The organism is Mycobacterium sp. WUMAC-067, from assembly GCF_020217485.1.
Lineage (GTDB): Bacteria > Actinomycetota > Actinomycetes > Mycobacteriales > Mycobacteriaceae > Mycobacterium.
The window spans coordinates 1-26968 of sequence record NZ_JAEKMI010000037.1 but is presented as its reverse complement, the minus strand read 5'-3'; the positions used below and the strand labels follow the sequence as shown (position 1 = coordinate 26968).

23 protein-coding genes and 2 pseudogenes are annotated in these 26968 nt (G+C 64.7%); 9 read left to right on the top strand and 16 right to left on the bottom strand.

Going from position 1 to position 26968, the window contains the following annotated elements:
• Positions 1 to 36 precede the first annotated feature (36 nt).
• Positions 37 to 1887 carry a hypothetical protein gene (locus JF781_RS21320; RefSeq protein WP_225329392.1) on the top strand — a complete coding sequence of 617 codons (1851 nt, stop codon included), beginning with the start codon at positions 37 to 39 and terminating at the stop codon, positions 1885 to 1887.
• A 22-nt stretch (positions 1888 to 1909) separates the two neighbouring features.
• On the opposite strand, the gene JF781_RS21315 is transcribed toward JF781_RS21320, so the two are convergent.
• Positions 1910 to 2164, bottom strand: a complete 255-nt coding sequence (locus tag JF781_RS21315; RefSeq protein ID WP_225329393.1) for a hypothetical protein — start codon at positions 2162 to 2164, stop codon at positions 1910 to 1912.
• Between the two features lie 127 nt (positions 2165 to 2291).
• Here JF781_RS21315 and JF781_RS21310 point away from each other — a divergent pair, with 127 nt between their 5' ends.
• Entirely contained in the window at positions 2292 to 2618 is a 327-nt protein-coding gene (locus JF781_RS21310) for an ArsR/SmtB family transcription factor (RefSeq protein ID WP_374109726.1), read from the top strand.
• A gap of 123 nt (positions 2619 to 2741) precedes the next feature.
• Here the strand turns inward: JF781_RS21310 and JF781_RS21305 are convergent, their stop codons facing one another.
• The 7 genes from JF781_RS21305 to JF781_RS21275 all read right to left on the bottom strand — a co-directional run bounded on the left by JF781_RS21305 (position 2742) and on the right by JF781_RS21275 (position 8493).
• Positions 2742 to 3380: a hypothetical protein gene (locus JF781_RS21305; protein WP_225329395.1), complete on the bottom strand. Its 639-nt coding sequence runs from the start codon at positions 3378 to 3380 to the stop codon at positions 2742 to 2744.
• On the bottom strand, positions 3377 to 4357 hold the full coding sequence (locus JF781_RS21300) for a ParA family protein (RefSeq protein ID WP_225329396.1): 981 nt from the start codon (positions 4355 to 4357) through the stop codon (positions 3377 to 3379). Before JF781_RS21300 ends, JF781_RS21305 begins: the two co-directional genes overlap by 4 nt.
• 1590 nt (positions 4358 to 5947) lie before the next feature.
• Positions 5948 to 6556, bottom strand: a complete 609-nt coding sequence (locus JF781_RS21295) for a hypothetical protein (protein ID WP_225329397.1) — start codon at positions 6554 to 6556, stop codon at positions 5948 to 5950.
• Between the two features lie 16 nt (positions 6557 to 6572).
• A complete protein-coding gene (locus tag JF781_RS21290; protein WP_225329398.1) occupies positions 6573 to 6842 on the bottom strand; it encodes a hypothetical protein in 270 nt (89 codons plus the stop codon).
• Between the two features lie 239 nt (positions 6843 to 7081).
• The gene (locus tag JF781_RS21285; RefSeq protein WP_225329405.1) at positions 7082 to 7564 is read right to left on the bottom strand and encodes a hypothetical protein; all 483 of its coding nucleotides are present in this window, start codon (positions 7562 to 7564) and stop codon (positions 7082 to 7084) included.
• A gap of 114 nt (positions 7565 to 7678) precedes the next feature.
• Positions 7679 to 7867, bottom strand: coding sequence for a hypothetical protein (locus tag JF781_RS21280; protein ID WP_225329399.1), 189 nt, complete (start codon positions 7865 to 7867; stop codon positions 7679 to 7681).
• The gene (locus JF781_RS21275; RefSeq protein ID WP_225341301.1) at positions 7867 to 8493 is read right to left on the bottom strand and encodes a hypothetical protein; all 627 of its coding nucleotides are present in this window, start codon (positions 8491 to 8493) and stop codon (positions 7867 to 7869) included. Before JF781_RS21275 ends, JF781_RS21280 begins: the two co-directional genes overlap by 1 nt.
• A 150-nt stretch (positions 8494 to 8643) precedes the next feature.
• On the opposite strand from JF781_RS21275, the gene JF781_RS21270 reads away from it, so the two are divergent.
• The 6 genes from JF781_RS21270 (at position 8644) to JF781_RS21245 (ending at position 20335) form a co-directional block, all read left to right on the top strand.
• Positions 8644 to 8823: a hypothetical protein gene (locus JF781_RS21270; RefSeq protein ID WP_225329401.1), complete on the top strand. Its 180-nt coding sequence runs from the start codon at positions 8644 to 8646 to the stop codon at positions 8821 to 8823.
• Between the two features lie 152 nt (positions 8824 to 8975).
• On the top strand, positions 8976 to 12185 hold the full coding sequence (locus JF781_RS21265; protein ID WP_225329402.1) for a helicase-related protein: 3210 nt from the start codon (positions 8976 to 8978) through the stop codon (positions 12183 to 12185).
• A gap of 89 nt (positions 12186 to 12274) precedes the next feature.
• On the top strand, positions 12275 to 14917 hold the full coding sequence (locus JF781_RS21260) for a DUF1156 domain-containing protein (protein ID WP_225329403.1): 2643 nt from the start codon (positions 12275 to 12277) through the stop codon (positions 14915 to 14917).
• A gap of 39 nt (positions 14918 to 14956) precedes the next feature.
• Positions 14957 to 17962: a DUF499 domain-containing protein gene (locus tag JF781_RS21255; RefSeq protein ID WP_225329404.1), complete on the top strand. Its 3006-nt coding sequence runs from the start codon at positions 14957 to 14959 to the stop codon at positions 17960 to 17962.
• Positions 17963 to 18878: 916 nt separating this feature from the next.
• Entirely contained in the window at positions 18879 to 19298 is a 420-nt protein-coding gene (locus JF781_RS21250) for a metalloregulator ArsR/SmtB family transcription factor (RefSeq protein ID WP_033725375.1), read from the top strand.
• A complete protein-coding gene (locus tag JF781_RS21245) occupies positions 19295 to 20335 on the top strand; it encodes a cation diffusion facilitator family transporter (RefSeq protein WP_033725373.1) in 1041 nt (346 codons plus the stop codon). Before JF781_RS21250 ends, JF781_RS21245 begins: the two co-directional genes overlap by 4 nt.
• 61 nt (positions 20336 to 20396) lie before the next feature.
• On the opposite strand, the gene JF781_RS21240 is transcribed toward JF781_RS21245, so the two are convergent.
• From JF781_RS21240 to JF781_RS21215, 6 genes and pseudogenes are all read right to left on the bottom strand, one after another.
• A complete protein-coding gene (locus tag JF781_RS21240; protein ID WP_044524883.1) occupies positions 20397 to 20750 on the bottom strand; it encodes a low molecular weight phosphatase family protein in 354 nt (117 codons plus the stop codon).
• Positions 20751 to 20836: 86 nt separating this feature from the next.
• A complete protein-coding gene (locus tag JF781_RS21235) occupies positions 20837 to 21310 on the bottom strand; it encodes a GNAT family N-acetyltransferase (protein ID WP_088304394.1) in 474 nt (157 codons plus the stop codon).
• Positions 21311 to 21368: 58 nt separating this feature from the next.
• On the bottom strand, positions 21369 to 22037 hold the full coding sequence (locus JF781_RS21230) for an arsenate reductase ArsC (protein WP_033725367.1): 669 nt from the start codon (positions 22035 to 22037) through the stop codon (positions 21369 to 21371).
• A 3-nt stretch (positions 22038 to 22040) separates the two neighbouring features.
• Positions 22041 to 23146 (bottom strand): annotated as a pseudogene (arsB, locus tag JF781_RS21225) (ACR3 family arsenite efflux transporter); the annotation flags it as partial.
• Positions 23143 to 23508, bottom strand: coding sequence for a metalloregulator ArsR/SmtB family transcription factor (locus tag JF781_RS21220; RefSeq protein ID WP_033725365.1), 366 nt, complete (start codon positions 23506 to 23508; stop codon positions 23143 to 23145). The pseudogene arsB and the gene JF781_RS21220, both read right to left, overlap by 4 nt.
• Positions 23509 to 23615: 107 nt before the next feature.
• Positions 23616 to 24104, bottom strand: a complete 489-nt coding sequence (locus JF781_RS21215) for an ArsI/CadI family heavy metal resistance metalloenzyme (RefSeq protein WP_033725364.1) — start codon at positions 24102 to 24104, stop codon at positions 23616 to 23618.
• 103 nt (positions 24105 to 24207) lie between these two features.
• Here JF781_RS21215 and JF781_RS21210 point away from each other — a divergent pair, with 103 nt between their 5' ends.
• Positions 24208 to 24567: an Rv2640c family ArsR-like transcriptional regulator gene (locus JF781_RS21210; RefSeq protein ID WP_033725383.1), complete on the top strand. Its 360-nt coding sequence runs from the start codon at positions 24208 to 24210 to the stop codon at positions 24565 to 24567.
• A gap of 459 nt (positions 24568 to 25026) precedes the next feature.
• On the opposite strand, the pseudogene JF781_RS21205 reads toward JF781_RS21210, so the two are convergent.
• Both JF781_RS21205 and JF781_RS21200 read right to left on the bottom strand, forming a co-directional pair.
• Positions 25027 to 26427, bottom strand: a pseudogene (locus JF781_RS21205) (hypothetical protein); the annotation flags it as partial.
• Positions 26428 to 26503: 76 nt separating this feature from the next.
• Positions 26504 to 26851, bottom strand: coding sequence for a helix-turn-helix transcriptional regulator (locus tag JF781_RS21200; RefSeq protein ID WP_033725363.1), 348 nt, complete (start codon positions 26849 to 26851; stop codon positions 26504 to 26506).
• Positions 26852 to 26968 lie beyond the last annotated feature (117 nt).

Below are 26968 nucleotides of genomic sequence, written 5' to 3'. Positions count from 1 at the left end.
CTGGCACGACTCGTGGCTGCGCCCGGGCGCAGTCGGATGCGCCTGTGGAACCCGGACACCGGCAAGTTCAGCGACACCGCCAAACACTGCGAGCGCCTTCCGAGCCGGCCCGCCGCGGTCTATCTCTACTCACGACGCCGTACCCAGACGTTGTGGTTGGACTTCGATGCCAAGCTGCACGGACCAGCGGCCGCCTCAGCCGACCTATCCAGGGCCGTGGAATGGCTCACCGAATGCGGCGGAGCGGTCGTCACTGATCGATCCAGCAGCGGCGGCCGACATCTGATCTGCCCACTGGCCATCGGCACCTCAGCATCACTTGACGAAATGAACCACCTGGTGCGGCTTCTCGCCGCCCGACTGCCCACCCTCGACATCACCCCGAACACCAACGCCGACACGGGTTGCATGACGCCACCGGGATCACCATGCCGCGAAGGTGGCTACCGCCAGCTCGACGGAACCCTGGACGCCGCCGTCGAGGCCTTCACCACACGATCCGACCCCGGCCTACTGCCGCGGTTGCTCATGCTCCTCGGTGCACTCAATCCACCAGACCGTCAGCGCCCCATTCCCGCACCAGAAACGCCCAGCGCCGCAGCCGAATACACCGTGGGCGCCGGCGACGACCAACGCATCAGCGCTCCCTACGTCCGCCACGATCCGCTGCCGGCCGACGTCGCCGCCTACGCCACGCACGCAACACTCAACCCAGCGCGCCTCACATGGCAGTCCAACCATGAGGCCCGCCAATCCGTCGTCGTCAATGCGATCGCCCGTGGCCACAGCCTGGCCACCCTGCGCGAGATGATCGGGCCGAACGGTCCCTGGCACCAAGGACTCGGTTCCGCCTACCGCCGCTACGACCACCGCAGCGACCAGGCCCTCACACGCGATGTCACCAAAGCATTCGACTGGTTGATCAACAACGTCTTAAAGTCCTCTCCCCCACGGCACAAGACAAAGAACTCACCGGGGGGGTACACCCCAGGACCACGCGGACCGAAGGATCTTCGGGACTGGCTCGCCAACGCAACCGCCTGGGCCGATAAAGAATTCGTCGGCAAGAGGTACCGCTGGACAGTGCACGCAGTTCTGCAGAGCATCGCCTTCTACGCTGTGATGGCCGGAGAACAACGATCAGGAACCTGGCTGGTAGGTGTCGGCGGCCGAGCACTCTCACTGAGCTGCGGGCTCCTGAGCGAAGACACCATCTGGCGCGTACTCGCAGACCTTCGGGAAAGAGCCGGCGCCCCCCTCGTCCTGGTCCGACACCACATCCGAACCGAGGCCGACGTCTACGCCCTGACCACCCAGAACCGCGTGACCAACGACCCCGCAGCCGCCGAACGCACCCGCATCGAACCAGTGCACGACGCCTGGATCGTCCTGGGCCACCACCTGCGCCGAATCTACGAACTGGTCGCCCACCACGGACTGACCAACAAAGCTGATATTTACGCGGCGGCCGCGGTGCCCAGAGCCACCGGCGACGCCATGGTGCTCGACCTCGAAGTGGCCGGCCTCCTCACACGTACCGGCCGAGGCGCCGTAGCTCGGGGGCCCGTCGAGCTCGACACCATCGCCACCAGCCACCATCTCGACGACTGCCGCACCGCTCGCCTTCAACGTCATCAGGCCGAAAGAGCCGCGTGGAAAGACTGGCTCGATCAACGCGAACAAGCCCGCAACGGCACACAACAGGCCGTATCCCAAGAAACACTCGTCGCCGCGCGGCCCTCAACAGGTGTCGACGAACCCACCGAACACGCTTACCTGGACCTCACGATGTCGACCGGTCCCCCACCGATGGACGACATCGACATCGAGCGGGAAGCAATCGACATGATCGCCGACCTGCTTGGCGGGAGGATCCTCGTCGCGTAGAAGACTGGGTGACCCGGTGTCCTCAGGACGCCTTGGCCGGCTCCAAGATCTCGCCGTTCTTCTCGCAGTACTCGTGAGCCTGCTTGATCAGCTCAGTGACGAACGGTTCGAGCAGTACGGCAACCTTGACGCCCTGGGCTTCTGCGAACTTGGTGAGCGCCTCGTGGTCCAGGGCACTGACCCGTTTGGCCACCATCTTGTCGCTGGCGCGAGTCTCGTTGTGCCGCCAGTTCCTCCGGCGACGCGGCGCCTTGGCGACGTCCGGTGTGTCCGGCATATGCGCGCTCCGTTCAACTAGCGGTATCGTGTGGCATACCCAGACTGACCAGGTATTACAGGATCTGTGTAACAGAATATCAGTAACACGAAACCTGTAACAGAAATCCTGTAATAGCATGTCAGGCGTGTCGTCGTACGCCCAATCCGAGAGAGTCCAAGAACTCTCCCGGGTGGTGTTCGGCCAGAAACACCGACTCGCTGTAATGGCGGCGATCGCTCAAAGCGACGGCCTGGTCAACCCCAGCGACCTCGCGATGCAACTCGGATTCGCCGCACAAAGCGCCGTCCAGCAGCCGCTCAAGGACCTCACCGCCGCCGGCCTCATCACCCGCCAAGACGGAATGGGACGCGTCTACTACCGGCGAAACCCGCACACCCTCTGGGACGCCGCCATCGAATTGCTCGGCCAAGCCCTGGCCGTCGACGTCAGCTCGGAGACCGTCGAGAACTGATACACCACCGCGCCCGGAGCACATCGGCGCGAAACTTAGGGCCCTTCACGGGACCTCAATGATGTGGTGAGCACGCGGATCCAGCTCCCGGCACCTGGACGGATAAGGCTGGATCCGCTGAGCTCACTGAGCCGTCGCGTCCTTCTTGCCGGGGAGGAACGCGTTGAGGACCGGGGCAATCCACGTCGACCGGGTATCGAAACCCAACTTCTTGCCGATTTGGTCGATCACCGCCTCCTGTTCCGGAGTCGGGCTGAACGAGATTTGGGAACTCCCACCACCCAGATAACGCACCGCCGACGGATCGGCAGGGAACAGTTCGTTCACCGGAGCCGTGCTGTACCGCGACTCCTGGATGATCTGGTCAAGCTTTTCGGCCTTGTGCATGGCGCTGATCGCCTGCAAGACCACCTGCAAATTGGTGGACTTGTTGTCATGCCGGTACTTCTCGAACCGCTTCTTGACACCGGCCGTCACGTACACAGCTGAGGCCGGCTTGTTCCGTGTCCGAGGTCGACCAGGCTTGCGCGTGGTCGGATCTGGCGGCGTCAACCGAACCGGCGCCACGGCCGCAGGTGCCGGTTCGGCTGGCTGCGGATCAACCTCAGGAACCTCGCGCCGCTGCGGGCGGTCCGGAACAGGGGCCAGCGGAGCGGCAGGGACGGGGCCGATGAGATCGGCCAGACCTGAAGCGCGGCTCTTTGGCTTGGTGATATCGCCGAGATCCTCTGCAGGAAGCTGCTGTCGGGTCAACTTGCTCATGGCCATGCTCCTTCTTCGATCATGTCGGCGCGGATCTGCGATCCACGTCTGAGAATCTCGGCGGTCAGTTTTACGAAGTCCTCGGCAACTCCAGCCGACGTCTTGCTCACTACGGCATTGGCGTCCGCCGTCCCTCTTCGGATCGCCGACTGCGATGGATTGTTTGCGACTTCCAACTCCAGTTCGTGGGCCAGCCGGCCAAACTTCGGCACGTCACGACCGACAGCTTCCGAGTGGCGAATGAACGCCTTGAGCATCACGTCCTCGTTCTGCCCCAGGTCCGCCGCAACATTCTTCCCGTGCTCTTCGCGGATCTTCTTCGACGAATAGCCCGACGCGAACACGCAGCAGCCCAACAACATCACGTACGGATTGAGCTCACGCATCGCCCGCAAGTCGCCGGCCACTTCCCGCAATCCGATCCTCGACAGGTCGTCGGTCTTCATCGGGATTATCACGAACCGTGACGCACACAGAGCTGCCTGTAGTAACAGCTGGTTCTCCGGAGGCGAGTCGATGAAGATCACGCCGTACTGATGACTGATCTCTTGAAGAGCCATAGCCAGCGACATCAGCACCTGCCTGGCTGACTGAGAATTCCCCATCTCGGCCGCCATGACGGGGGCGATCCGGCGTACAAACGGGCCGCCCGGCACGACATCTAGCCCGGGCCGAACATCACGCGCCGGACTCAGCGCAGCGCCAGCAGTGATCGCACTGTAGAGGTTCCGCCCCTTGTCATCGGCTTCAGTATTCGCGAAGCCCAACATGGTTGCGACATTCCCCTGCCCATTGAGGTCGACCAGGAGAACCCGAGCACCATCGGCGGCGAGAAGCGCCGCACCGTGCGTCGAGCACGTCGACTTGCCCACCCCACCCTTGCCGTTCGCGAACAAGTAAACATTGCCGAGCCTGCTCCAATCGACCGCGGGTTCTGCAGGCCCAGATTCATCCCAAGCGGCTACGCTGCTAGTCATGCGGGCGCCTCACTCTGCGAGTATCGGGGGTTCTGCGCGCCTGCTGAACCGCACCACCGAAGGTGCTGCACACCATGCACGCTCATGGTTCACAAAGTCTAAGGCGACCAATGCGACACGCCGGCCTATGCCACGCACGCCTCAGCACATGACACCGGGTCAGACCGCGAGCCAGTGTCCGACCATCACCTCACCCATGGCGCGCTGTAGCAAACGTGACAACAACTCACACGGTGCCGCACATGCGCTCACGGGTGCGGTCACCCATCGCGGCCCACACAACCAAATCAACCCGCGTGAGCGCTCGTCATCAGGCTCGCGCGCATGCCGTTTCGTGCACGTATACCTCCACTTGCAGCCACGCGCGGAATGCGGTGGGACGCATTGGGCGCCGCCATATCATGCGCAAACCCCCATGTCAGGCCACATGCCCAACCCGGCGCGGCATGCTGAACCATACCGGCACCAATACCTGACTAGATACCTGGATGCATACCGCACCTCAGGTATGTCCGACTATGTGAGGCGATACCGTGCTAGGTGGTCGAGTGTCGACCCGTCTGCATGTTTGGTGGCACCCACAGCGGAGTGCTGCGATGGATAACAGCTATCGGATAATTCAGCGCGCAGTGATCGCAGCCGTCAATCCGACAGTGCGCCAGGTGTCGCGAAAAATCTTTTTCCCTACTCGGCGTGTCGCGTGTTTCGCGATGCAAATCGATGGCATGCGCGGTACGCCACACATCACTCTGATGCCGATATCGACACCCATCCGACATCAAGCAGACAGAAGAATCCGACTTACTACGCGTGGCCCAACCCAGCCACAGATACCGACCCGAACCCACGCAACAGCCTGTGGCGGAATCTGCGTCCCGGCTCGCCACTCAACGAGGGTGTTCATGCCATCCGTCACGAGCACATCCGCAGAGCGCGTGACGCGCCGTCATGTTGAGCATCGCAGTGGACGCGCAATGCGACTGCCAGTACGGGCACATGCTGCCCATCGCACCCGCGTATGTACATACCTCGCTGCACCGCACCACATGCTGATCGCCATCACTGCAGCGATATTCCGACCTGTAGCCCGACCTACCTGGTACAAAATGTGATACGGAATGTGGCCCGAAACCCGCGACAGTACAAGTGACCGCACACGACCACTCATCGTGCGGACCGCCTGTTGGGTGGGGGAGCGGCCACCGGTCGACGCGCCTCGGAACATCTCCCACCAGGCGTTTTGTCGGGTTCGGTCACCTCTCCCGAACCGGACACCGCAGAAAAGGACCCTGACGCGCCTTCAGTCGCGTGGGACAGCCGCTAGGCCTCCAAGTATCTAACCGTGCGATGTTTGGGCCGGTACGTGGCTGCTAGGCCGTTTTCGCAGGTCGCGTGAGTCAAGCACCCCGGGTTCCGGCCCAGTCCGGTGCCTAGATCTTGCGGTCGGGACGCGGACGTCAACGTTCGACATGGGGTAGGGGAGTGGCAGCGTGACGACGTTTCAATGTTCCGGCCGGCACTGAGAGCCTGTGCCCGATGCTGACCACGTGGCCAGGTTCCACCGGGCAACTCCTGTGGCGGACGCAACGTTTACCCAACGCTGCGCCAGATCCCTCGCGCTTCGAGCAGCGGCTGCACCAAAGCCAGAACCTCACCGGCCGGAATTTCAAACTTTCTCATCACGCGATCTCGATTGGCGGGTAACTCCGAGTACGGACCAGGCTCGGGGTCCGCACTGGAAAGCCCGTCCCGCAGAGCGGCCGCCAACTTCTGGATAGCCGGCCACGCGCATTCCAGATCACCCGACCAATAAGCTTCCATACTCGGGATGCTGGGATCCACCCGCACTTGTTGCATGTACATCGCGAGATCACTACCGCCACCGAAGTGCGGTGCGTCTTTGAACGCAGCTATGACCGCCTCGCGGAATGGAATGCCTCGGTCGTCGGATTCGTCCAAGCCGCCGAGGACCGGGTGCGCCCATTGCGCACGAGCCTCGGCCCACGGGCCCGCGTAGAAGACGAATGCGACCTGCGCCGGCTGACCGGCAACCCAACGCGTGATCTTGGCATTGCCGGTGCCCCGACCGGCCACCATCGAAACGGTCACCGGGCCATCCAGATCGCCGAGCACAGTCATCAACACAGCGACGGCGTGACCAGCCTCATGATGCGTGATCGCCGCAGTCTGATCGCTCATAGCGCGCCGCCTTGGTTCATTCGCCGATCGCGGGAATCCATGTCTTGGTTTCCCAGTCCCAAATCGGATCCGAAATAGAAGGTGGAAGTGGTACGACCGTCGCGCCGGCGCCGGCATGCTCATCGGCGTACCGTTGCGCCTCGGCATGCTCATCGGCGGTGAAAGCCGCTGTCACACTGGGGTTGCCGGGAACGCGAACGAGGATCGTCAATTCGTCCAGTGTGACGTCGCGGCGCTTCGGCGCGACTCGGATCCGCAGGTCCCCGGCGGTGGGTTCACTGCTCACTGTTCCGGCACCTCGTTGGATGTTCTGCCCATCGGTACATCATCGCGGGACCGACATTCCATGACTGTGCGCCAGCCAAACATGTCATGACATGGGCTAAGAGGTGCTCATATTGGATGCCTGCTCGCCGTGTTCACCGCACGATCCGAGCCACACGACTAGGCCTAGCGTTCGAGCAACTTCCGGCCGCGCGCAACGAAGGTGGACCGACCGCTCCGCCTGCCGGCGAGGGATTCGCGTCAGCGCCGGAATCCACGACCTGCCGGGCGCGCTTCGAACCCATCGAAGGGGTCGAACCAGGTCCCTGGATCCGGGATTACGCCCAGCCACACGGGTGCGTCGCCGGGGGAGAGGTGCCAGCCGATGTGCCGGTTCCCGACCAGTGCATCGGTTGCGAGATCCCAGTCGCCGTCACCGGCCGCCGCCGGCAGCTCCGCGACGTCGTCCCCGTACTCCTCATCCATCCAGATGGCTTGTGCCGTCGCCACCGACAGCGCCAGCGCGACCTCCTCGGCCACACAACGCGGGTAGGGCAGGCGGCCTGCTTCCAGGTCCAGGGCGAGGTCGTCGAAGACCCGAGCGAATTGTCGCCTCCACGAAACCGGGCATCCCCACGCCGCTTCAGGTAAGCGGTCGAACATCGCCCACCAGCCCGACGATTCCTCCTCCACTGGCAGCCCGCCGCGCTCCTCGATGTCGTCATAGCAGTCGTCGGCATGCACCCACAGATACGTGCGGAGTAGTTCACGCTGCCGCGGAGTCAGTCTCGATCGAAATGCCGCTACCTGCCCCATTATTTCCCTTCCTGGTGATCGCCCTGCACGCTCGTGCCATCCCTACTGAGCATCGGAGACGCTCTTCTTCGGTTTTCCTGGTCGAATACGTTGAGGAACCACCGTGGTGTAGGTAGCCGGATCCTCGATCTCGAGGCTGTGTTGCCATGCTTCGTCGGCGTCGGAAAACAGGGGAGAAGTGGTGGCCGTGCCGCTCTCACGGTCCACACTGATGACCCAGTATCCCGCCACTACCTGGACCCCTCCCGGGTGCGTTTGGCCCAGCGTTCGTGGGCGGCTTGCCCTGACATCTGTGCTGCGGCACCAATTTTGGCCCATGACAGCCGGTTCTGCCGGGCACGCACCACTGCCTGGTCGAGCTGTTCTTCGCCGGCGCGGATCGCCGACAAGGCAGCCTTGATGGCTGTCTCGGCATCAATGTCGTCGATGTGCTCGTGCTGCCACACGTCATGGGTGGCGGTATAAGCGTCGCCGACGACATCCAGAACGTCCTCATCGGCCGCGTAGATCCGAAACATGTTGGGGTCATGCCGAATCGGTGACGGCACGCGAGTCCAGAATTGCTGGCTGACCCAGCGTTGCGCGGGCGTCGAAGATCCGGGGGGATAGCAGTTGCAGACGACCCGCCAACCGATCACTTCGCCAGCCGGCCGCGTCTCAAACTCGGATGTGCCGCCGTGGCGCCGTACCGCTCCCTGCCCGAACGATCCATCGCCGTACCGATCTACGGCCAGGTGTCCCGGCGGAATACCCGTGCCACCGATGCCCAAGGCCCGCCGGCCGTCCTCGAACTCGGCCGCAAGATATCCCTCGTGCCACTCGCTGCCGCGATCCCCGGTGGAGTACTCCCATCCCATGCGCAACACCATACCGAGGTGGCATCAGGATTTCTTGATGTTGAACATGGTTGCGTCAAGTACATTTGACGCAGTCCGCTGCGCTTCCGGTCAACGCCAAAAAAGCACTTCAACCAGTCTGACCAGGCAGCCTCCGTTAGCGTGGACGGCATGGACGAGGGGGACCGCCTAGTGGCCCATGCCGCCGATCTGCGGGCACAAGTGGTCGAGTTGTTTGAGCACCGTGACGAGATCCTGGCAGAGATGGACGACGATGAGCTGCAAGCACTGCTTGAGGTACTGCAGGGGATACGGCGCAATCGTGAACGTGGCGGGCCCTCGCTGAACTGACAGCAAGGCCGCTAGATAGGACCTCGCCGAGGAGTAGTCGTGAACCCTCGCGGTCGGCAGGTTGGCGCGTGCACTCCGTGGCGGACGTGATCAGCAACTATGGTTCAGGGTGGTTCTCCAGCGAGGGAGGCGGCATTCAAAGGGGGTTGACTGTGACGTTCGACCGCGGTCAACGAGTCCGTGTCCAGGCTGCCGGGGTGCCCGAATTCGCGACCATTCGCTATGCGCTTCGGGGGGATTCCGACGGGTCTTGGGACCTGATCCTCGTCGACGATGACGACCGTCGTCACGAGATCAATCTGGCGGCCGGCGACACCCAGACCGTGCGCAGGCTCGTCAGCGACGGCCACGGCGATTCGGCGCGGGTTCTAGCGGCGATGTGGACGCAGTGGATGGACGCGGCCGCGACCAACGCGGAGTCCAGCGCCATGGCCTCGATGCCGCTCAAGCCGTACGCCCACCAAACCACCGCGGTGTACGGAGCGATGCTTCCGCAGCCCCAACTCCGGTTCCTGCTCGCCGACGAACCCGGCACCGGCAAGACGATCATGGCCGGCCTGTACCTGCGCGAAATGCAACGCCTCGGACTGGTCAAACGTGCCTTGATCGTGTGCCCCGCCAACCTGGCATCGAAGTGGGTCGACGACTTCTCCCGTCTGCTCGGCGGCGGTCTGCGACAGATCACCGCGGCGACGGTGCGCGAGGATGCGCTGAACTCAAACGACCTGTGGGTCGTCTCGCTCGAACTGGCTGCGGTCAACCCCGCCGTCCAAGATGCGCTGCGCCCCGACAAGGCCGGCTGGGATCTGGTGGTGTTCGACGAGGCGCACCGGTTGACTCCGACGGCGGCAGGGTTCCACCAGGTGGGCCGACTGCTGGCGAAGAACACCCCGCGGGCCCTGTTGATGACCGCCACTCCGCATCGCGGCAAGGAATGGCTGTTCAGACACCTGCTGCACCTGGTCGACCCCGCGATCTATCCCGACCCGGGCAGCGATCCGAACGTCGCGCTATCGGCGTTGCGCCCCGGTCCCATCCACTTCCTTCGCCGGATGAAAGAGGATCTGGTCGACTACGACGGCAAGACGCGGCTGTTCAAGGGTCGATCAGCGCACAACCACAGCGTGGCCCTCTCGCAGGTCGAATACGCCTACTACCAGGCCGCACTCGACATGGTGGAGCAGTTCTTCCCGCAGACCGCGCAACCGTTGGCGCGGATGGTGTACGGCAAGCGCGCCGCATCGAGTCTGTACGCGCTGGCCGAGACGTTGCGGCGGCGTTCCACCCACATGGGCGAGATGAGTGAGGCCGAGGCGGCGCTGATCGCCGAGAGCAGCGGTGACGGCGACGAGAACGAGGTCGACGAGGCCAAGGTCATCCACACCGGGTCGACATCGACGCGGGCAGAGCGCACGGCGATCAAAGGACTGGTAGACCGGATCGACGCCACCCTCGCCGATGCGGCGTGGCTGCCGTCGAAGTGGCGACGCCTAACCGAGGACTGTTTGGCCAAGCACTCGATCCTGCCGGGCAACGGCGAGCAGGCGGTGGTATTCACCGAGTACGCCGACTCGGCCCAGTGGATCGCCGATCGGCTCAACGCCGAGGGTTACACCGCGAAGATGTATTCAGGCCGGCAGAATAAACCGGATCGCGACGAAGTCCGAAAAGCGTTCATGCGCGGCGACTTTCAGGTCATCGTCACCACCGACGCGGGCAACGAGGGTATCGACCTGCAGGCAGCCCATGTGCTGGTCAACTACGACATCCCGTGGTCACTGGTACGTCTGGAACAGCGGATGGGCCGCATCCACCGGGTGGGCCAGAAGCGTGAGGTCCACCTGTACAACCTCGTCGCCACCGACACCCGCGAGGGTGAGACGTTGCTTCGGCTGCTCGACAACTTCGTCACTGCGGCCAACGAGTTGCACGGGCAGATGTTCGACAGCCTCTCGGCCGTAGCCGAAATCACCGGCGTGGACTACGACCGATGGCTGACCGACCTGTACGGCAACGACGAGGCCAAGAAGCAGACCGCGATCGACGCCGCCCGCGCGGTGCAGGCCCAGGAGTTGACGCGCGTCGCTCGCCAGGTCCGCGATAACGAACGCCGGCTCGCCAGCCAGGTCGACGCGGTGGCCGCGCTGACCCTCCTGCAACGCGACCTGTTCGCGCGCATCAACCCTGCCATCGTCGAGGCCTACCTGGACCGGCTGTCGGCAGCCAGGGTGCTGCAGTCAGCGCCGACGGCCGCGGGGCCGGGTTTCCGACGCTTGACCTTGGGAGGCCAAGCACTGCCGGCGTCGCTGGGGGGCGGCACGGACGCGCTCATCGCCACGAGCGGGGAAGCCGTACGCGCAGCCGAGGGCAGCATCGACGTCGGCGACACGGTCACTCTGGGACCGGGAGAAGAGGCATTCACCGACCTGATCGCCTTGGCTGATCGCGCCCTGGCTGAAGATCTCTATCAGTCGGGCGCCGCTGCCGATCCCAGCAGCCTGACACCATATGACCTGTATGCCTACGAGGCGACGATGACAGAGAGCGACGGGAAGCGTGCCAGCGTGTGGGCGACGCTGGTGAAGGTCGACGACAGCGGCAGCGCCCGCCCGGTGCGTTGGGAAACGTTGGCCAATCTGGTGCCCACCGACGCGGCCGGTACAGCGGCCCATCCGGCGCGTGAGGGCCGCGCCCTGCAGGTGGCGCGGGCGGTCGCCGACACCACAGTCACCGAGCATCGCAAGGTCCGCACGGACTGGTTCAGTCAGGCCAGGCGCGACCTGAACAACTTGCCGTTGAACCTGACTGAAGGCATCGAGGACCGCGACACCCGTGTGGCGCTGCGGCGCCAGTTCCAGGTGCAGACCGCCGCGCGGATCGCGGAGCTGGAACGTCTGACCGACGTGCAACTGACCGAGCCGAAGCTGGTGGGCCGGATCCGAGTGGTGGCGGCCGCCGACGCCGGCACCCAGGCAGAGATCGACGCCGAGATGGTCTCGATGAGTCACGTCCGGCAGCTGCTCGTCGACGACGGCTGGGTGGTCGAAGACGTGCACACCGAGGGCCGCGGCTACGACTTGGAGGCCCGCCGCAACAGCCAGATCCGGCACGTGGAAGTCAAGGGGGTGCTCGACAGCGCGGCCAGCAACGGCATCCGGATGACCGGCAACGAGGTGCTCATCGCCACCCAGCACCGTCGGAGCTACTGGCTGTACGTCGTCGACCAGTGCGCCGACGGGGTGGGCCGATTCTTCGGTGCCTACGAGGATCCCGCCACGTTGTTCTCCAACGACATGACTGGGGACGCGATCTTCCGCGTTCCTGGTAGCAGCCTCAAGAATGCGCCGGGAAGCAACCTATGACCTGGATGATCGAACGCTGGTTTCCGTGCGCCGAGGTCAGTGCTAACAGTCAATCCGGTTGGGGGAGTGGGAACTCCGAAGTCGGCATTATGACCTGGTTTGCGAAGCGGCCCACCGCGCAGGCCAAGGCGGCGACCATCTGTTCGCTGCTGCCGTGGCCCGATGATCCCGCCGAGCAGCAGGACTTGCAGCGCCTGGTCCGCGAGGCGATGTCGGGGCGCTTCGCCGCGGTCGAGGAGATCAACAAGAGGATCTCTGCCAGTCACAGCACGCCAGTGTCGACGCTGGACCCGTTCAGCGGGCGCGGCATGCTGCCGCTGGAGACGGCGCGCTTGGGTCTGCTGGCCCACGCGATCGACTACAGCCCGGTCGCGGTGCTCGCGTCGCGACTACTCACCGATTTCCCGTTCCGCAGCTGGGAGGACGAGCCCGCGCTGCCGTTCGACCAGACGTTGTTGGGCACTCGGGCGCGGCTCGTCGGTGACGTCGACGCGGTGTTCCGCGAAGTCTCGATGCGACATCAAGAGGCGCTGGCTCGGTTCTATCCCGAAGTCGGCGGTCGGCAGGCCTGGGGCTACCTGTGGGCGGTCACCATCCCCTGCCAGGAATGCTCGCGCCCGTTCCCGCTGATCGGTCGCCTCAATTTGCGTCAGCCGAGCACCCGCCGAAACCGCAAGACCAAGACCACTTTTGCAGATCCTGGGCAGGCCTACTACATCGACGCCGATGTCGCTTCGGGTACCTGGTCGGTTGTCGTTCACGACGGCGAGCCGCAACGTCCCCCGACTCGCCAGGTGCCGCCGGGGCGCAGCAAGTACGACAGCAACGGGCGGCTGGCGGTATGTCCGTTCTGCGGTCACGCACACGACCGGCATATGCAGATGAGGATCCTCGCCGAGGGCGGCGGTGACGATGCGCCGCTGTTGGCCGCCGATCTGGATTCGGAAGTGGGCAAGTCCTACAGGGCACTGGAGGCCGTGGAGTTGGAGGCGATCACCGCCGCGGCCGCGGTCGTCGGCAATCAGCCTCGGTTCGCTCCGTTCCTGCCCGCGGTGCCCGATGAGCGGATCCCCGACGGCAACACCTGGACCGTGCAGGCCACGGTGTACGGCACGCGCACCTACGGCGAGATGATGAACGCCCGCCAGACGCTGTCGTTCGTGACGCTGGCGCGCGTGATCGGCGACATCGGCAGCGAGCTGGTCACCAACGGCAACAGCGATGAGTACGTGCGCGCGTTGACGGGGTATTGCGCGGCCGCGATGGCGCGCAAGATCCGCCGCGCCACGCGCGGCTGCACCCTGGACCCGAAGCTGAACAAGGTCAACGACGTGTTCGCCACCGAGTCGAGCCTTAACTTCTCGTTCGACTACTTCGAGGTCGGCTTGGCAGACGGACCCGGCAGCTGGGATTCCGTGGCCGGCGGCACGTTGAGCGCGTTGGAGGCGACGATGCCGCCTTCAACTGGTCACCCCTGCGACGTGCGGCGAGGGTCGGCAGTGAGCTTGCCGTTCCGTGATCGCAGCATCTCCGCGGTCGTCACCGATCCGCCCTATGACGCGATGATCGACTACAGCGACGCCAGCGACCTGTTCTACGTGTGGATCAAGCGCGCGCTCGCCGTGTCGTGGCCCGAAATCGGTTTCACCGCACATGAACTCGGTGTGCAGGAGAAGCAAGAAGAGATCATCGTCAAGAAGGGCGGCACCAGCAACAACGATCACCGCAACCGTGCGCATTACGACACGTTGATCACCAAGGCGTTCTCCGAGGCGCAGCGCGTGGTCGCCGAGGACGGCATCGTGACGATCGTGTTCGGCCACGGCGAACCCGAGGTGTGGCAGCGGTTGTTGACCGCCATCCGCGATGCCGGATTGGTGCTGACCGGCGCGTGGCCCGCCAAGACCGAACCCGGCGGCAAGGTGGGCTTCACCAACATCGTGACCACGTTGACGATGACGTGTCGGCCCGCACCGACGGGACGCTCGGCAGGACGCAAGGGCGCCGTCGAGGCCGAACTGAAGGCCGAGATCCGCCGGCGGTATCCCGACTGGGAACGGTGGGGTCTCGCGCCGGCGGACATGCTGATGGCCGCCGCCGGGCCCGCGATGGAGGTCGTGGGCCGCTACAGCGAGGTCCTCGACGCCCGCGGCAATCCCGTCGACATGCACACGTTCCTGCCGTTGGCCCGCGCCGCGGTACAGGAGGCGATGGCAGTCGAGATCAATCATCAACCGCTCGACAGTTTCGACGCCCGCACGCGATTCGCATTGTGGTGGATACGGCTCTACGGCCGCCAGGTGCAGGCCAAGTCCGAACTGCGTTGGCAGACACTGGCATCGGCGCTGGAGATCACTCAAATCCGCGACCTGATCCGCGACTCGGGCAACGGCGTCCAGTTCGTCGACGCGGCCCACTTCACGACCAGGATCGACGCCGACTCGGCGGCGATCGACGTCGCCCTGGCCGTCGCGCGGGTATCCGAGGAGGGCCTCGATGCGATGGGTCAGGTGCTGGCCGCCGCCGGCCGCGACGCCGACGACGTGCATCTCTGGGCGGCCATCCAGTTCCTCGCCGACCGGCTACCCGACAATGACCCCGACGCGGTAGCCCTCACCCGCATGCTGCGTACCCGCACGGCCATCGGAACCGCGGCTGGCGCCGCGACGGCCAGCAGCAGCGCCGCGGCCCAGCGCCGCCAGGACGCCGACGACCAGCTCAAGCTCATGTAATGCCCGCCATCTTCGTCAACGCTCACCAGGAGGACCACCATGACGACCCCGGTAACGCCGTGGTGGAAGGCGCTGAAGATCCGACAGGAGATCCTGTCGGCATCCGGGCAGATCGACGACGTGCAGATGTCGCTGTTCGCCGCCGTCCACGGTGCCGGGGCGGCGCGTCCGCTGTACGCCGACGCCGCCTACTACGGCGAGATCACCCACCCCACCGAGCGGCTCGTAGACCTGCTCACCGAGATCGCCATCCGCATCGGCGGTGCCGACGACTATCTGAAGGCCCGTGCAGTGACGCGTCTCGACCAGGGGATGGGCGGCGGTAAGTCCCACGCGTGCATCGGTGCGTTCCATCTGGCCGCTAATCCGGAAGCGCTGTTCAGCACCGAGCTGGGAAAGCAGGTCGCGGCGCGCGCCAAGGCCAAGATCGGTCAGCCCTTGGCGGCGGATCTGCGTGGTCCCCACGTCGTGGTGTTGCCGTGCGACAACATGACACCGGGCGCCTCGGTCCAGGAGTACGACGGCCCGGCGGTCAACCTCTACGAGCGCTTCCTGTGGCGGCTGTTCTCCAAGGATTACGCGCTGTTCGAGCGCTACCAACCGTTTTGGAGTGACAAGCACAAGATCGCCGAGGCGATCCGGGCGGTGAACCGGCCCGTTCTGATCATCGTCGATGAAGTGCTCGACTACATCGGCAACGGGCTCGACGGGGCAAACAAGCCTGACCTCGCAGCGCAGGACATGGCGTTCCTGCGGGCGTTGCTGGACGTCGTCAACGACGTCCCCAACGTCTCGATGCTCATGGTCATGATCGCCTCCGACGCCGACCAGACCGCACTGTCGAAGGCCGCCCAGGAACGGCGCGATGATCTCAACCGTCTCCTCGAACGCAACGGTTTTCCCGCTGTGGTCACCGAGGTCGCCGACTTCGCCGACATCCTGCGGCGGCGCCTGTTCGACGCCGAACCCGCCGCCGAGGTCCTCAGCGCCACCGCCGCACAATACTCTGCGGTGTTCGCCGACAAGGGGTGGACCAAGAACGTCTGGGACGCCATCGGCGCGACCTGGCGCAATCGCTGGGCCGATGAGGTCGCCGCCTGCTACCCGTTCCATCCGATGCTGATGGCGCTGGCCAAGGACGAGTGGAGCAAGGTCACCGGATTTCAGCGAGTCCGCTCGACGATCCGAATCTTCGCCGCGACGGTTTACGCGCAACAGGAGCGGGGAAAGGCCGGCGAATGGGTGCCGACGCTCATCGGGCCCGGAGACTTCCCCCTGTCAGATTCGGCTGTGCGTGAAGCGATCCTGGGAAGCGGTCTGGTCGAAGATGAACGCACGATTGCCAACTACCGCAGCCTCGCCGAGATCGAGGTCGTCAACCACGACGGCAGCAGTGGCACCGCACGCCGGCAGGACCTCACTCGCGAGCCCCTTCTGTGGAGCGAGGCCAACCCGCGGGCCGCGGAGCGGGCTGCAACCTTCATCTTCATGGCCAGCATCGTCGGGACGCTGCGTCCCGGTCGTGGTCGCGGCGCCAGTGCTCCGGAAGTGAAGGCCGCCACCAGCATTCCCGACACCGCATACACCATCACCGACGCCGATGCCGTGGTCACCGACCTCGTCGACGTCGACCACGGCCTCAGCGCGCTGGACATCATTCCGGGGCAGGGCAACAACAAGCCGGCGCGCTACTTCCTGTCGACACGGCTGACACATCGGATGTTGGTCAACAACATTCGGCGCACGATCACCGAAGCCGAGCGTGACGCCGTGCTCGTCGAGTTCGCTCAGCGGCTCGCCAGCACCGGCCCGTTCCGTGAGCTGCGGTTCGTCGCCGCCGACGCCACCCGCACACCGGCGCAGGTGCTGTCCACTGCAGGGCTGGACACCGCATTTACCACCCGGCTCGTCATGCTCGATCCTGCCCAGTTCAGTCTGCGCAACGGAGCCGAAGCAGCCACCTTGGAGGCTTTGCAGGCGGCGATGGGCTTGAGTCAGGGCCCCGATCAACTGCCGGTGCAGTGGGCCAGCAGCGCCGTGTTCGCCGTCGTGAACACACAGCGGCGCGGCCTGGCGCGCAGCGTGGCCGCGGAGTACTTGGCTAGAAGCAAGGCGTTGGCCGCCCCCGAGGTGCAAGCCGATGACGAGTTGAAGGCCACGGGCACAAAGGAACTCGCGACCGCCAAGGACCAACTCGAGAAGGCGTTGAAGCGGGCGTACCAGCACGTCGCGTACGTCGCGCAGCCTGATCCCGACGGGGAGCGCTATCTCGACCAGCTCACGTTCGACGACGACACGCTTACCGCGCTCAACGGCACCATCGTATGGAAGGGGCTTGCGGACCGGGACAAGGTGTTCGACGCCGGCCAGTTCGGCGCGCAGGCGTTGATGCACAACCTGCGCGAGCAGGACTACGGCAAGACGCTGGCAGACATCCGCGCCGCGTTCTACAGTGCGCCGCGGCTACCTCTGCTTTACGAAAGTGATCGCGACCTCCAGCAGGCCATCTACGATGCCGTGGCGCAGGGGTCGTTGCGCATCGTCGACGCGTCCGGGACCGCCGTCGAGGTGACCACGCCTGGGCAGGTGAACCTCACCAGCACCGCATTGCGGATCGCCGCCCCCGCGCCGCCGGCCAGCGACGACCCCGATGGCCCCGATAGCGGCGGACCGGGCTCTGCAACCGGCGCCACGGGAGGCCCACAGGCCGGTGCCGCCACCGGCGGGATGTATGGCGGGTCGACGGCGGCCACAACCGGGTCTGGCTCTACCGCGGCCCCCGCAGGCAGCGACGCCCAATCCGGGCCCGGGGCGGCGACGGTCGAGCGTCAGATCGCGTTCTCCTTCACAAGCAACCTGCTAGCCGGCGCCGATGCCGCCGACGGATTCGCGGCGGTGTTCCGCGCGCTCTACATGGCGCTCGACGAGCGTCAGATCAGCTACCTACAGGGCACACTGCAGCTGGTCCTCGACGCAACGGTCGTCGATCAGCTGCAGCCGCTACTGACCGACCTCAGTATTTCGGCGACGGTCAAAGAGATCTGAAACCGGCCCTGCCCCGAGGTAGGCGGGCGCCTCGCTGTCACGTGTCGGTGTGCGATGGGGTAGTGCGCACCCGCATGGGCTGGCGTACGTGCGGAGCGCAACCGCGCTAGTAGCTCGGTTGCGTTTCGTTATCGACGACAGGGGTGGTGGGGCGCGCCGTGGATCAACGACCATCGTGTTGATCTGGAAACCGATGAGCGGGCGGAAGCGATCCGGCGACCGCCACGTTCAATGAGAAATCCGCCAGATCTACTGAGACCGGACGATATTATCGGAGTATCCAAAACTGTTGGAGCACAAAGGGTTAGCGCCGGACTGGTAACCCTCCATATTCGATTCCGCCGTATTCGTCGTGCTGAAAGCGGCCGTCGGCGATAAGGCTTCCTAAGCAGCTTGTCGTATTGGATGGCTGCCGCTCCTTTGGGCGCCTACCCGGAAACTAGTTTGCTGAGTGTTGGTCTAGGGGTCGATGGGGTAAGCGGGGCATCAAGCTGCCCCCGTCGTGTCGGCCGGGGCCCATTAACGCTGACATGGCCAACCGTCGAACTAGCCAAACTCGGCTCGTCCTCCAACGCCACTGCGGCGTTATCGCGCGCAAACCGGCTATCTCGATGAATCGGATTCGGCCTCAAACCCCTGGAACACTCGCGACGCCGATCGGTTGAAGCGGGCAAATGATTTCATGGCGTGGGTGGTCGAGGGGTCGCCGTGGAGGCCCGCCGCATCGCCGAAACACGCTGCTTTGCAGACAATCTGGATGGAGCCGTCGCGATGAGTGACCGCCGGGTGATCAGCCTGAATCAGCGACGCTTGAATGACGGGGCGCAGTGATCGCGCCTGGCCCACGCCCGCGTGGCCCGGGCCACCACCTGATCAACGTTTTACACTCGCTCCATACTCCTACTATTATCTGCGCATGAATGCAGATAAAGGGGCTTGTAGTCGTCGGCTGCCCGACGACCAGGTCGATCTGGTGGTCGAGGTGTTCCGGATGTTGGCCGATGCCACTCGAGTTCAGGTGCTGTGGGCGCTGGTGAGCCGCGAGATGTCGGTCAACGACCTGGCGACCCATATCGGCAAACCAGCGCCGTCGGTATCTCAGCATTTGGCGAAGCTGCGGATGGCGCGGCTGGTGCGGACCCGCCGCGAGGGCACCACGATCTTCTACAGCCTCGACAACGACCACATCGGTCAACTTGTCACCGACGCGGTGTTCAACGCCGAACACGCCGGACCAGATGTGCCGGGCCATCACCGCGACGCCGCCGACCTGGCCACCCTGCATCCCGCCACCGTCGACCCCACGCCGATCCGATCGAAGGGACGCCGCACATGATGCACAAGGCCCGACCCGCCGCGGCTGTCGGACATGACCACGGTGAACACGCCGGTCACGACCACGGCTTAGATCACGGCCACGATCACCCCAAAGGCCTGCGCGCAGCGATCAAGGAGATCTTCGCCCCGCACAGCCATGACGCCTCCGACAGCATCGACGGGGCCCTGGAATCCAGTGCCGCGGGCATCCGCGCAGTCAAGATTAGCCTCCTCGCGCTCGCAGCGACCTCCATCGCGCAGCTGGTAATCGTCGTGATCTCCGGGTCGGTAGCCTTGCTGGCCGACACCATCCACAACTTCTCCGACGCCCTGACCGCCATCCCGCTGTGGATCGCTTTCGCGCTGGGCACCAAGGCCGCCACCCGCCGCTACACCTACGGCTACGGCCGCGCCGAAGACCTGGCCGGACTCTTCGTGGTCGCGATGATCACTCTCTCGGCCATCATCGCCGGCATCGAATCCGTTCGCCGGCTGATCAACCCGGTTCCGATCCAACACCTCGGATGGGTCGCCGTGGCCGGGCTGGTCGGCTTCATCGGCAACGAACTCGTCGCGGTCTACCGCATCCGCGTCGGACGCCAAATCGGGTCGGCCGCCCTGATCGCCGACGGGCTGCACGCCCGTACCGATGGCTTCACCTCCCTGGCCGTGCTGCTCGGCGCCGGCGGCGTCGCCCTAGGCTTCCCGCTGGCCGACCCCATCATCGGCGTGCTCATCACCGTGGCGATCTTGGCGGTACTGCGCACTGCCGCACGCGACGTGTTCCGACGCCTACTGGATGCCATCGACCCCGCACTCGTCGCCGCCGCAGAGACCACGCTGGCCGCCGAACCCGGTGTCACCGCTGTGCGCAGCGTCAAAATGCGCTGGATCGGACACCGCATCCACGCCGACGCCGAACTGGACATCGACCCGTCCACCAGCCTCACCAACGCCCATCAGATCGCCCACGACGCCGAACACGCCCTCACCCACGCCATTCCGAAACTATCGAGCGCACTGGTCCACGCCTACCCCGCAAGCCCCACCACCTGAGTCGAGCACCTTCCCGCGAAACACCGGGAGGCGAGTTGTCACTGCGGCTCTGTCTGGATGGCTAGTCGCTGAGACTGGCGGCGAGGTTCTGGACGCGGGTGTTGATGTCGTCGCGGATAATTCGCATGCGTTCGATTCCGTCGATGCCGCGGAGTGAGGGTTCGTCGGTGTCCCATCGCTGGATGGTGGTGCCAGGGTGGTTGCCGAGTTCGGCTTGGGTGCCGACGATGACCACCAGGTCCGCATCGTCGAGCATCTGATCGGTGAGTTGGACGGGCTGGTGGCCGCTGATGTCGACGCCAACTTCGGCCAATGCCTGCGCTGAGAGGTCGTTGACGGCGGTCTTGGCGTGGGTGCCCGCCGAGGCGACGTGAATGGCTGTTCCTGCGATGTGGTGCATGAGTCCTGCTGCCATCACTGATTTTCCGGCGTTGCTGACGCAGACGAACAGGACGGTTGGGGGTGAGTTGGTCACCGGGTGTTCTCCTTCGTTGTGGGCGGTCAGATGATGTGCGGGCTGCGCCGCTCGAGGAGGATGACGTCACGCCAGTGGCCGTGGTGTCGGCCGTGGCGCTCGCGCACGCCGACGACGCGGAATCCGGCCCGGTGGTGAAGGGCGAGAGTGGCGGTGTTCTCGGGAAACACCTGGCTTTGCAGGGTCCAGATTCCGGCGTTCTCGCTGGAGGAGATCAGAGACTGCAGCAGCAGTGTCCCGATACCTTGGCCGCGAGCGTGCTCGGCGACATACACACTGAGCTCTATCACCCCGGCATGCACGCACCGTGATGAGACAGGTGCAGCGGCAGCCCATCCCATGACGTGTCCGTCGGAGTCGGTGGCGACGAAGCGGTGATCCGGGAGGTGTTCGGTGTCGAAGGTTGCCCAGTCCGGAGCATTGAGGTCGAAGGTGGCGTTTGCGGTGTTGATCCCGGCTTGGTAGATCGCCAGGACGGCATCGGCATGGTCGGCGGTCATTGGCGCCACCTGATGTTGACTGCGGATCATCGCGACGGATGCTCGTGCGGTGCGATGGTCACGGGGTGACTGCGACGTTCAGCTGGGCCAACAGTTGGTGGATGCGTTGGTCGATTTGGTCGCGGATTGGGCGCACAGCGTCGAGGCCTTGGCCGGCCGGGTCGGGCAGTTCCCAATTCTCGTAGCGTTTTCCGGGGAAGATCGGGCAGGCGTCCCCGCAGCCCATGGTGATGACAACGTCGGCGGCAGCCACGATTTCGTCGGTCCAGGGTTTGGGGTATTCACTGGTGATGTCGATACCGACCTCGGCCATGGCAGCGATCGCGGCCGGGTTGATCTCGTTTCCGGGTTCAGAACCCCCCGACCAGGCGATCGCGTTGTCGCCGGCGTAATGGGTGAAGTAACCGAGCGCCATCTGCGAGCGGCCGGCGTTGTGTGTGCAGAGGAACAGCACGGTGGGCTTGCCGTCGCTGATCTTGCCTTCGACCCGTGCCAGGGCGTGCAGGCGTTGGCGGGCGAACCGTTCGGCCAGCAGCGGCAGGAAGTTGGGAATGGTGGCGCGACCGGCGAATTGGTCGTAGGACGAGCAGAGGAACCGTTCGATGGTCTCGGTGCCGAATGTGCCATCGAACTCGCCGTGCAGCCGGGTCGCCGCGGTCTTCAAGGCGAGCTGTTGGTCGATCGAGAGGTCGTCGCGCAGTTGGTGAGTGACGGGGCTGTCAGTCATGGTGTGGGTTCCGTTCTCGTCGTCGAGCCGGTGGGCAGGTGTTGGGGGGTGTGGTGGTGGAATCGTTTGCGTAGCGCCAGCGAGACATAGACCAGGGCGACCAGGACCGGGACTTCGATCAGCGGGCCCACGACGCCGGCCAGGGCTTGGCCGGAGGTGGCGCCGTAGGTGGCGATCGCCACGGCGATCGCAAGTTCGAAGTTGTTGCCGGCGGCGGTGAACGCCAGGGTGGTGGTGCGCTCGTAGCCGAGATCCAAGATGGTGCCGAGCAGGTAGCCACCGCCCCACATGATCGCGAAGTAGGCGAGCAGGGGCAGGGCGATGCGGACCACATCCAGGGGTCGGTTGGTGATCTGATCGCCTTGCAGGGCAAAGAGAATCACGATGGTGAACAGCAGCCCGTAGAGCGCCCAGGGCCCGATCCGGGGTAGGAACTTGGCCTCGTACCAGTCGCGGCCTTTCGTCTTTTCTCCGATCCGGCGAGAGAGGTAGCCGGCCAGCAGTGGGATGCCGAGGAAGATGAGCACGGATTTGGCGATCTGCCACGGTGAAGTCGAAATGGTGGTCTGTTCCAGGCCGAGCCAGCCAGGCAGCACTGACAGATAGAACCAGCCCAACACCGCGAACATGATGACCTGGAAGATCGAGTTGAGTGCCACCAGGACTGCGGCGGCTTCGCGGTCTCCGCAGGCCAGGTCGTTCCAGATGATGACCATGGCGATGCAGCGGGCCAGCCCGACGATGATCAGTCCGGTGCGGTATTCGGGCAGGTCGGGCAGCAGCATCCAGGCCAGCGCGAACATCAACGCCGGGCCGAGCACCCAGTTCAACACCAGCGAGGAGAGCAGAAGTTTGCGGTCTCCGGTGACGGTGTCGAGGCGGTCGTAGCGGACTTTGGCCAGCACGGGATACATCATGATCAGCAGGCCCAGGGCGATGGGCAGTGAAATACCGTCCAGCTGAACGCTTTCCAGCGCGGTGTTCAAGCCGGGGATCCAGCGGCCCAGCAGCAGGCCGGCGACCATGGCGGCGCCGATCCAGACCGGCAGGAACCGATCCAGGGTGGAGAGCTTGCCGACGACCGGCGGCGCAGTGCTGGTGTCGGTCATGCCGGCACCCCCGCCAACGTCGCGCCGAGTAGCACGGCCAGGCTGGCCAGTGCGTCGGGCACCACCGCGTAATACACCCACGAGGCCCGACGCTGCGAGGTGAGCAGGCCGGCGTCGCGCAGCACCTTGAGGTGATGACTCACGGTGGGTTGGGAGACCTCCACCCCGGCCGAGATGTCGCAGACGCAGGCCTCGCCGCCGGCGTGGCTGGCGATCGCCGAGAACAACTGCAGCCGAACCGGATCGGCCAGGGCCTTGAGTTTGACTGCCATATCTGCGGCCTCTGCGGCCGAGAGGGGTTCCCCCAGTAGTGCTCCGGGTGGGCAGCACGCGTCGTCGACCGGATCAGATGATTTCGACATACATCAATATTGATACTTATCGAACTAGCCGTCAAGCCAGGCCACCAATGACCAGGGGCCCACCATCGTGTGATGGTGGGCCCCTGGTGTCGTGGCGCGGATCCCGCTCAGCAGCAGGCCGACGTCTTCGCCGCTTGGGGCTCCGCGTCGGCGGCGGCAGTTCCGCCGCAGCAGACTCCACCCTCGGCAGCCTCACCCTCGGCGAGAAGCTGGGGATTGGTGCCGAATGTCTCGGAGTCGGCCAGCACCGTGTAGACCTCCCATTTCTCTCCGGCCGGGCCGGTCACCCAGACCTTGTCCTGGGTGGCAAAACAACAGGTCGTGCCGATCTCCTCATCGGTGAACAGCCCTTCGCCGGTCAGGCGGGCGATCTCGGCGTGCACCGTCTCGCTGGATTCGACCTCGACCCCGAGGTGGTTGATGGTGCCGCCCTTGCCTGGGTTTTCGAGCAGCACCAGCTTCAGCGGCGGCTCGGTGACCGCGAAGTTGGCGTAACCGGGCTTGACCTTGGCGGGGGAAACGCCAAAGAGTTTGGTGTAGAACGTGATCGCCTCGTCGAGATCATCGACGTTGAGCGCTAACTGAACACGGGACATGATGGGCCTCCAACCACTGATGAGACATATATCGAACTGACGCGTCAGTGCTCAGCATGCCACCTTTTCGATATATGTCAAGAATTGTGGCAGGATGGATGTCATGCCCAAAGCGCTGCCCGTGATCGACATGTCCGCCCCGGTGTGCTGCGCCCCGGTGGCCGCCGGACCGCTCAGCGACGCCGACGCCCTGGAGGTGGCGATGCGCCTGAAGGCCCTGGCTGATCCGATGCGCGTGAAGATCATGTCGCTGCTGTTCAGTTCGCGCCCTGGGGAGGAGACTAGCGGGGAGCTGGCCGCGGTACTCGACCTGGCCGAATCCACGGTCAGCCATCACCTCGGGCAGCTCCGCAAGGCTGGCCTGGTGATCTCCGATCGGCGTGGCATGAACGTCTTTCACCGGGTGAAACCCGAAGCCCTGCAAGCACTGTGTGTGGTGCTCGACCCGAATTGCTGCCAGTAGATGATCCCGCCGAGCGGCCACATGTAGTGCGATCACCGCGGTCCTGCGTGAGGGCCAAGTTCGTTACGGATCCTGCGTGTCGTGAGCGTTGCCCGGCCTGTCGTGCTCGGCCGGGTTGCGGGCCCGTGCCGCCCACCGTTGGTGTGCAGCCTGCGGCGAGATACCCAGTCTCGCAGCAATTCTCGTCCAAGTGAACCCGGAGCGATAGGCGTGTAGCACAGCCTGTGCGAGTTCCTCTTCGGCTGCGGTGACAGCGGCCCGTGCTTGCGTGACGGTGTCCGCTGCGCCATCAAGGGCATCGAGGAGAGCCTGAACGGGACTGGCTGGGGGAGCACCATCGTCGATGTCGTCATCGGTGAGGTCTAAGGTCAGTTGGTCACCGTTGTCAGCGTGCGCAAAGTGAGGAACAGGCTGCGGCTGCTGTCGCGGAGGAATCACGCTGCTCCGTTCGGGTGCGGTGGATGCGTAGGCGGCCCAGGTGTTGCCGGCGTCCGCAGCATGTTTTTGGGTGACTTGGTCGCTGTATCCGAGCATCTCGGCGACCAGGGGAGCGGGGACCTGGGCGACGAGTTCCTTCAACGCGGTGTTGCGTGAGCCCAGCGTGTTGATGCCCACCCATCGAAGCCGGTGCATGATCGTTTGTGGGTCCAGGTGCCAGCCCGGTCTGCTGCTGGGGAACATCCAGGGGGTGCCGACGGCTCCGCCGGTGGTGCGCAGATTGGGTCGATGGCGAAGGTGGTAGTTGAGCTGTGAGGCGAACGGTTCGGGCACCGGGATGGGCTGTTTGCCCAGCGCGATGAGCGTTTGCCCGTCGGCTTGGGAGATAACGGTGCTCTGCAGGGCAGCGATTTTGGTGAGTGGTTGTGCGTAGAGCAGCACGAGGACGCCGGCCACGCGATAGGGAAGGCTTTCGGCGTTGCCGGTGAGCAGTTCCTTGAGCCAGGCCAGTCGCTGTTCTTGGGTGATTGTCGGGGTTGTTCTGGCCTGCCGGAATCCGATCTGCACTCCGGTATTGATCCTGCTGCTCTTGGCCCAGACGAAGAATGTTCTGATCAAGTGGCGGGTGGTGGGTCCCGATGCGAGATATTCGTCGACGTCGTGCTGTGTGCAGTCCACGGCGGTGCGGCCATGGGTGTTCTCGAGCCAGGTGAGGAATTTGATGGTCTCGGTGATCTCTTGTTTCGCGGATCGCTTCGGTCCGTCGGATGATTGGCCGGGCTGGGACTCACTGCGTAACCGACGTAGGTGGTGCCAGGTGGCGAACTGCTCAATCGGTGCGCGGACTGCCGGTGAAGCGACGGCGCCCAGTTTGGCGCTCAACCATTCTTCGAAGCGTGCCAGGTGTTCGTCTCGTGGTGGGAGCAGTCCATGGTGCTCCAGGATCGATCGTAGGTGGCCGATGTGTTTGCCGCGGCCCGCTGCAGTGAGGCCGTCGTGGGTGAGTGGTATTGCGCCGGAGGTGATCCCGCCGAGCATTTCCAGGACCTTCTGGCTGCGTTTCCAGGTCAGGATGCTCTCGGGCCGGTCCACGCCGCACAGTACTTCGATGAGGGTCTCCATCGCGGCAGAGTCTGCCGGGTGGTGCAACAGGATCCGGCAGAGGTCATCGCGCAGTGCGCATCGGGCGCAAACGCCGTTGCGGTAGATCTCGCCTTCCTGTTTGCAGGTCCGGCAGGTGAAGTTGCCGGGGATGCCGGAGCAGGTCAGGCAGACCGGCCGTGGGTCGGTGTGGTTCGCGCGTCCTGGTAGGACGCCATCGTGGCCGCAGAGCGGGCAGATGCCATGCGTGCGCATCGCGGCGTAGAAGCAGCTGTGGCAGAGCTGATCACCGGGCCAATACACCCGCAGTTTGTTGGCCATGCGGTGGCACCTGCTGCACTCTTGGTCACCATCAGTGACCGGTGGCCTTCCACGTCGTGTCGAGCGGGGCTTTGGGTCAATGGTCATCGGTGATGACTCGGGCGCGCCGTGGTCGGACCGATTTGTTGAGTTCGACGACGTTCGGCGCGGGCGGGGTCGTGCCCGAGGCGGTCTTGCGGCGGCGGACGTCGGTGGCGGTTACTGTGACCAGGTCTTCGACGCCGCAGCCCAGGATGTCGCACAACGCCGCCATCAGCTGCAGTGAGACACGTTCGGGCCGTTGATGAACGACGCGGTACACCTGGGGCCGGGACAGCTGTATCCCACGCTCGGCGAGCCGGGGGATCAGGTCGGTGCTGTTGTGCATGCCATGAGCGGCCATGAGCTCGGCCAGTCGCCAGCTGTAGTCGACTTCGCGTTTCATGAGGTTTCCTCTCCCAGCGAGAGCGCATCCTTGATGGTCTGGTCGAGCACGCGGCGCAGGGTGCGGGTCCGAAAGTCGCTGCCAACACTGGTGTACAGCGATGTGGTGCTGGCGAAT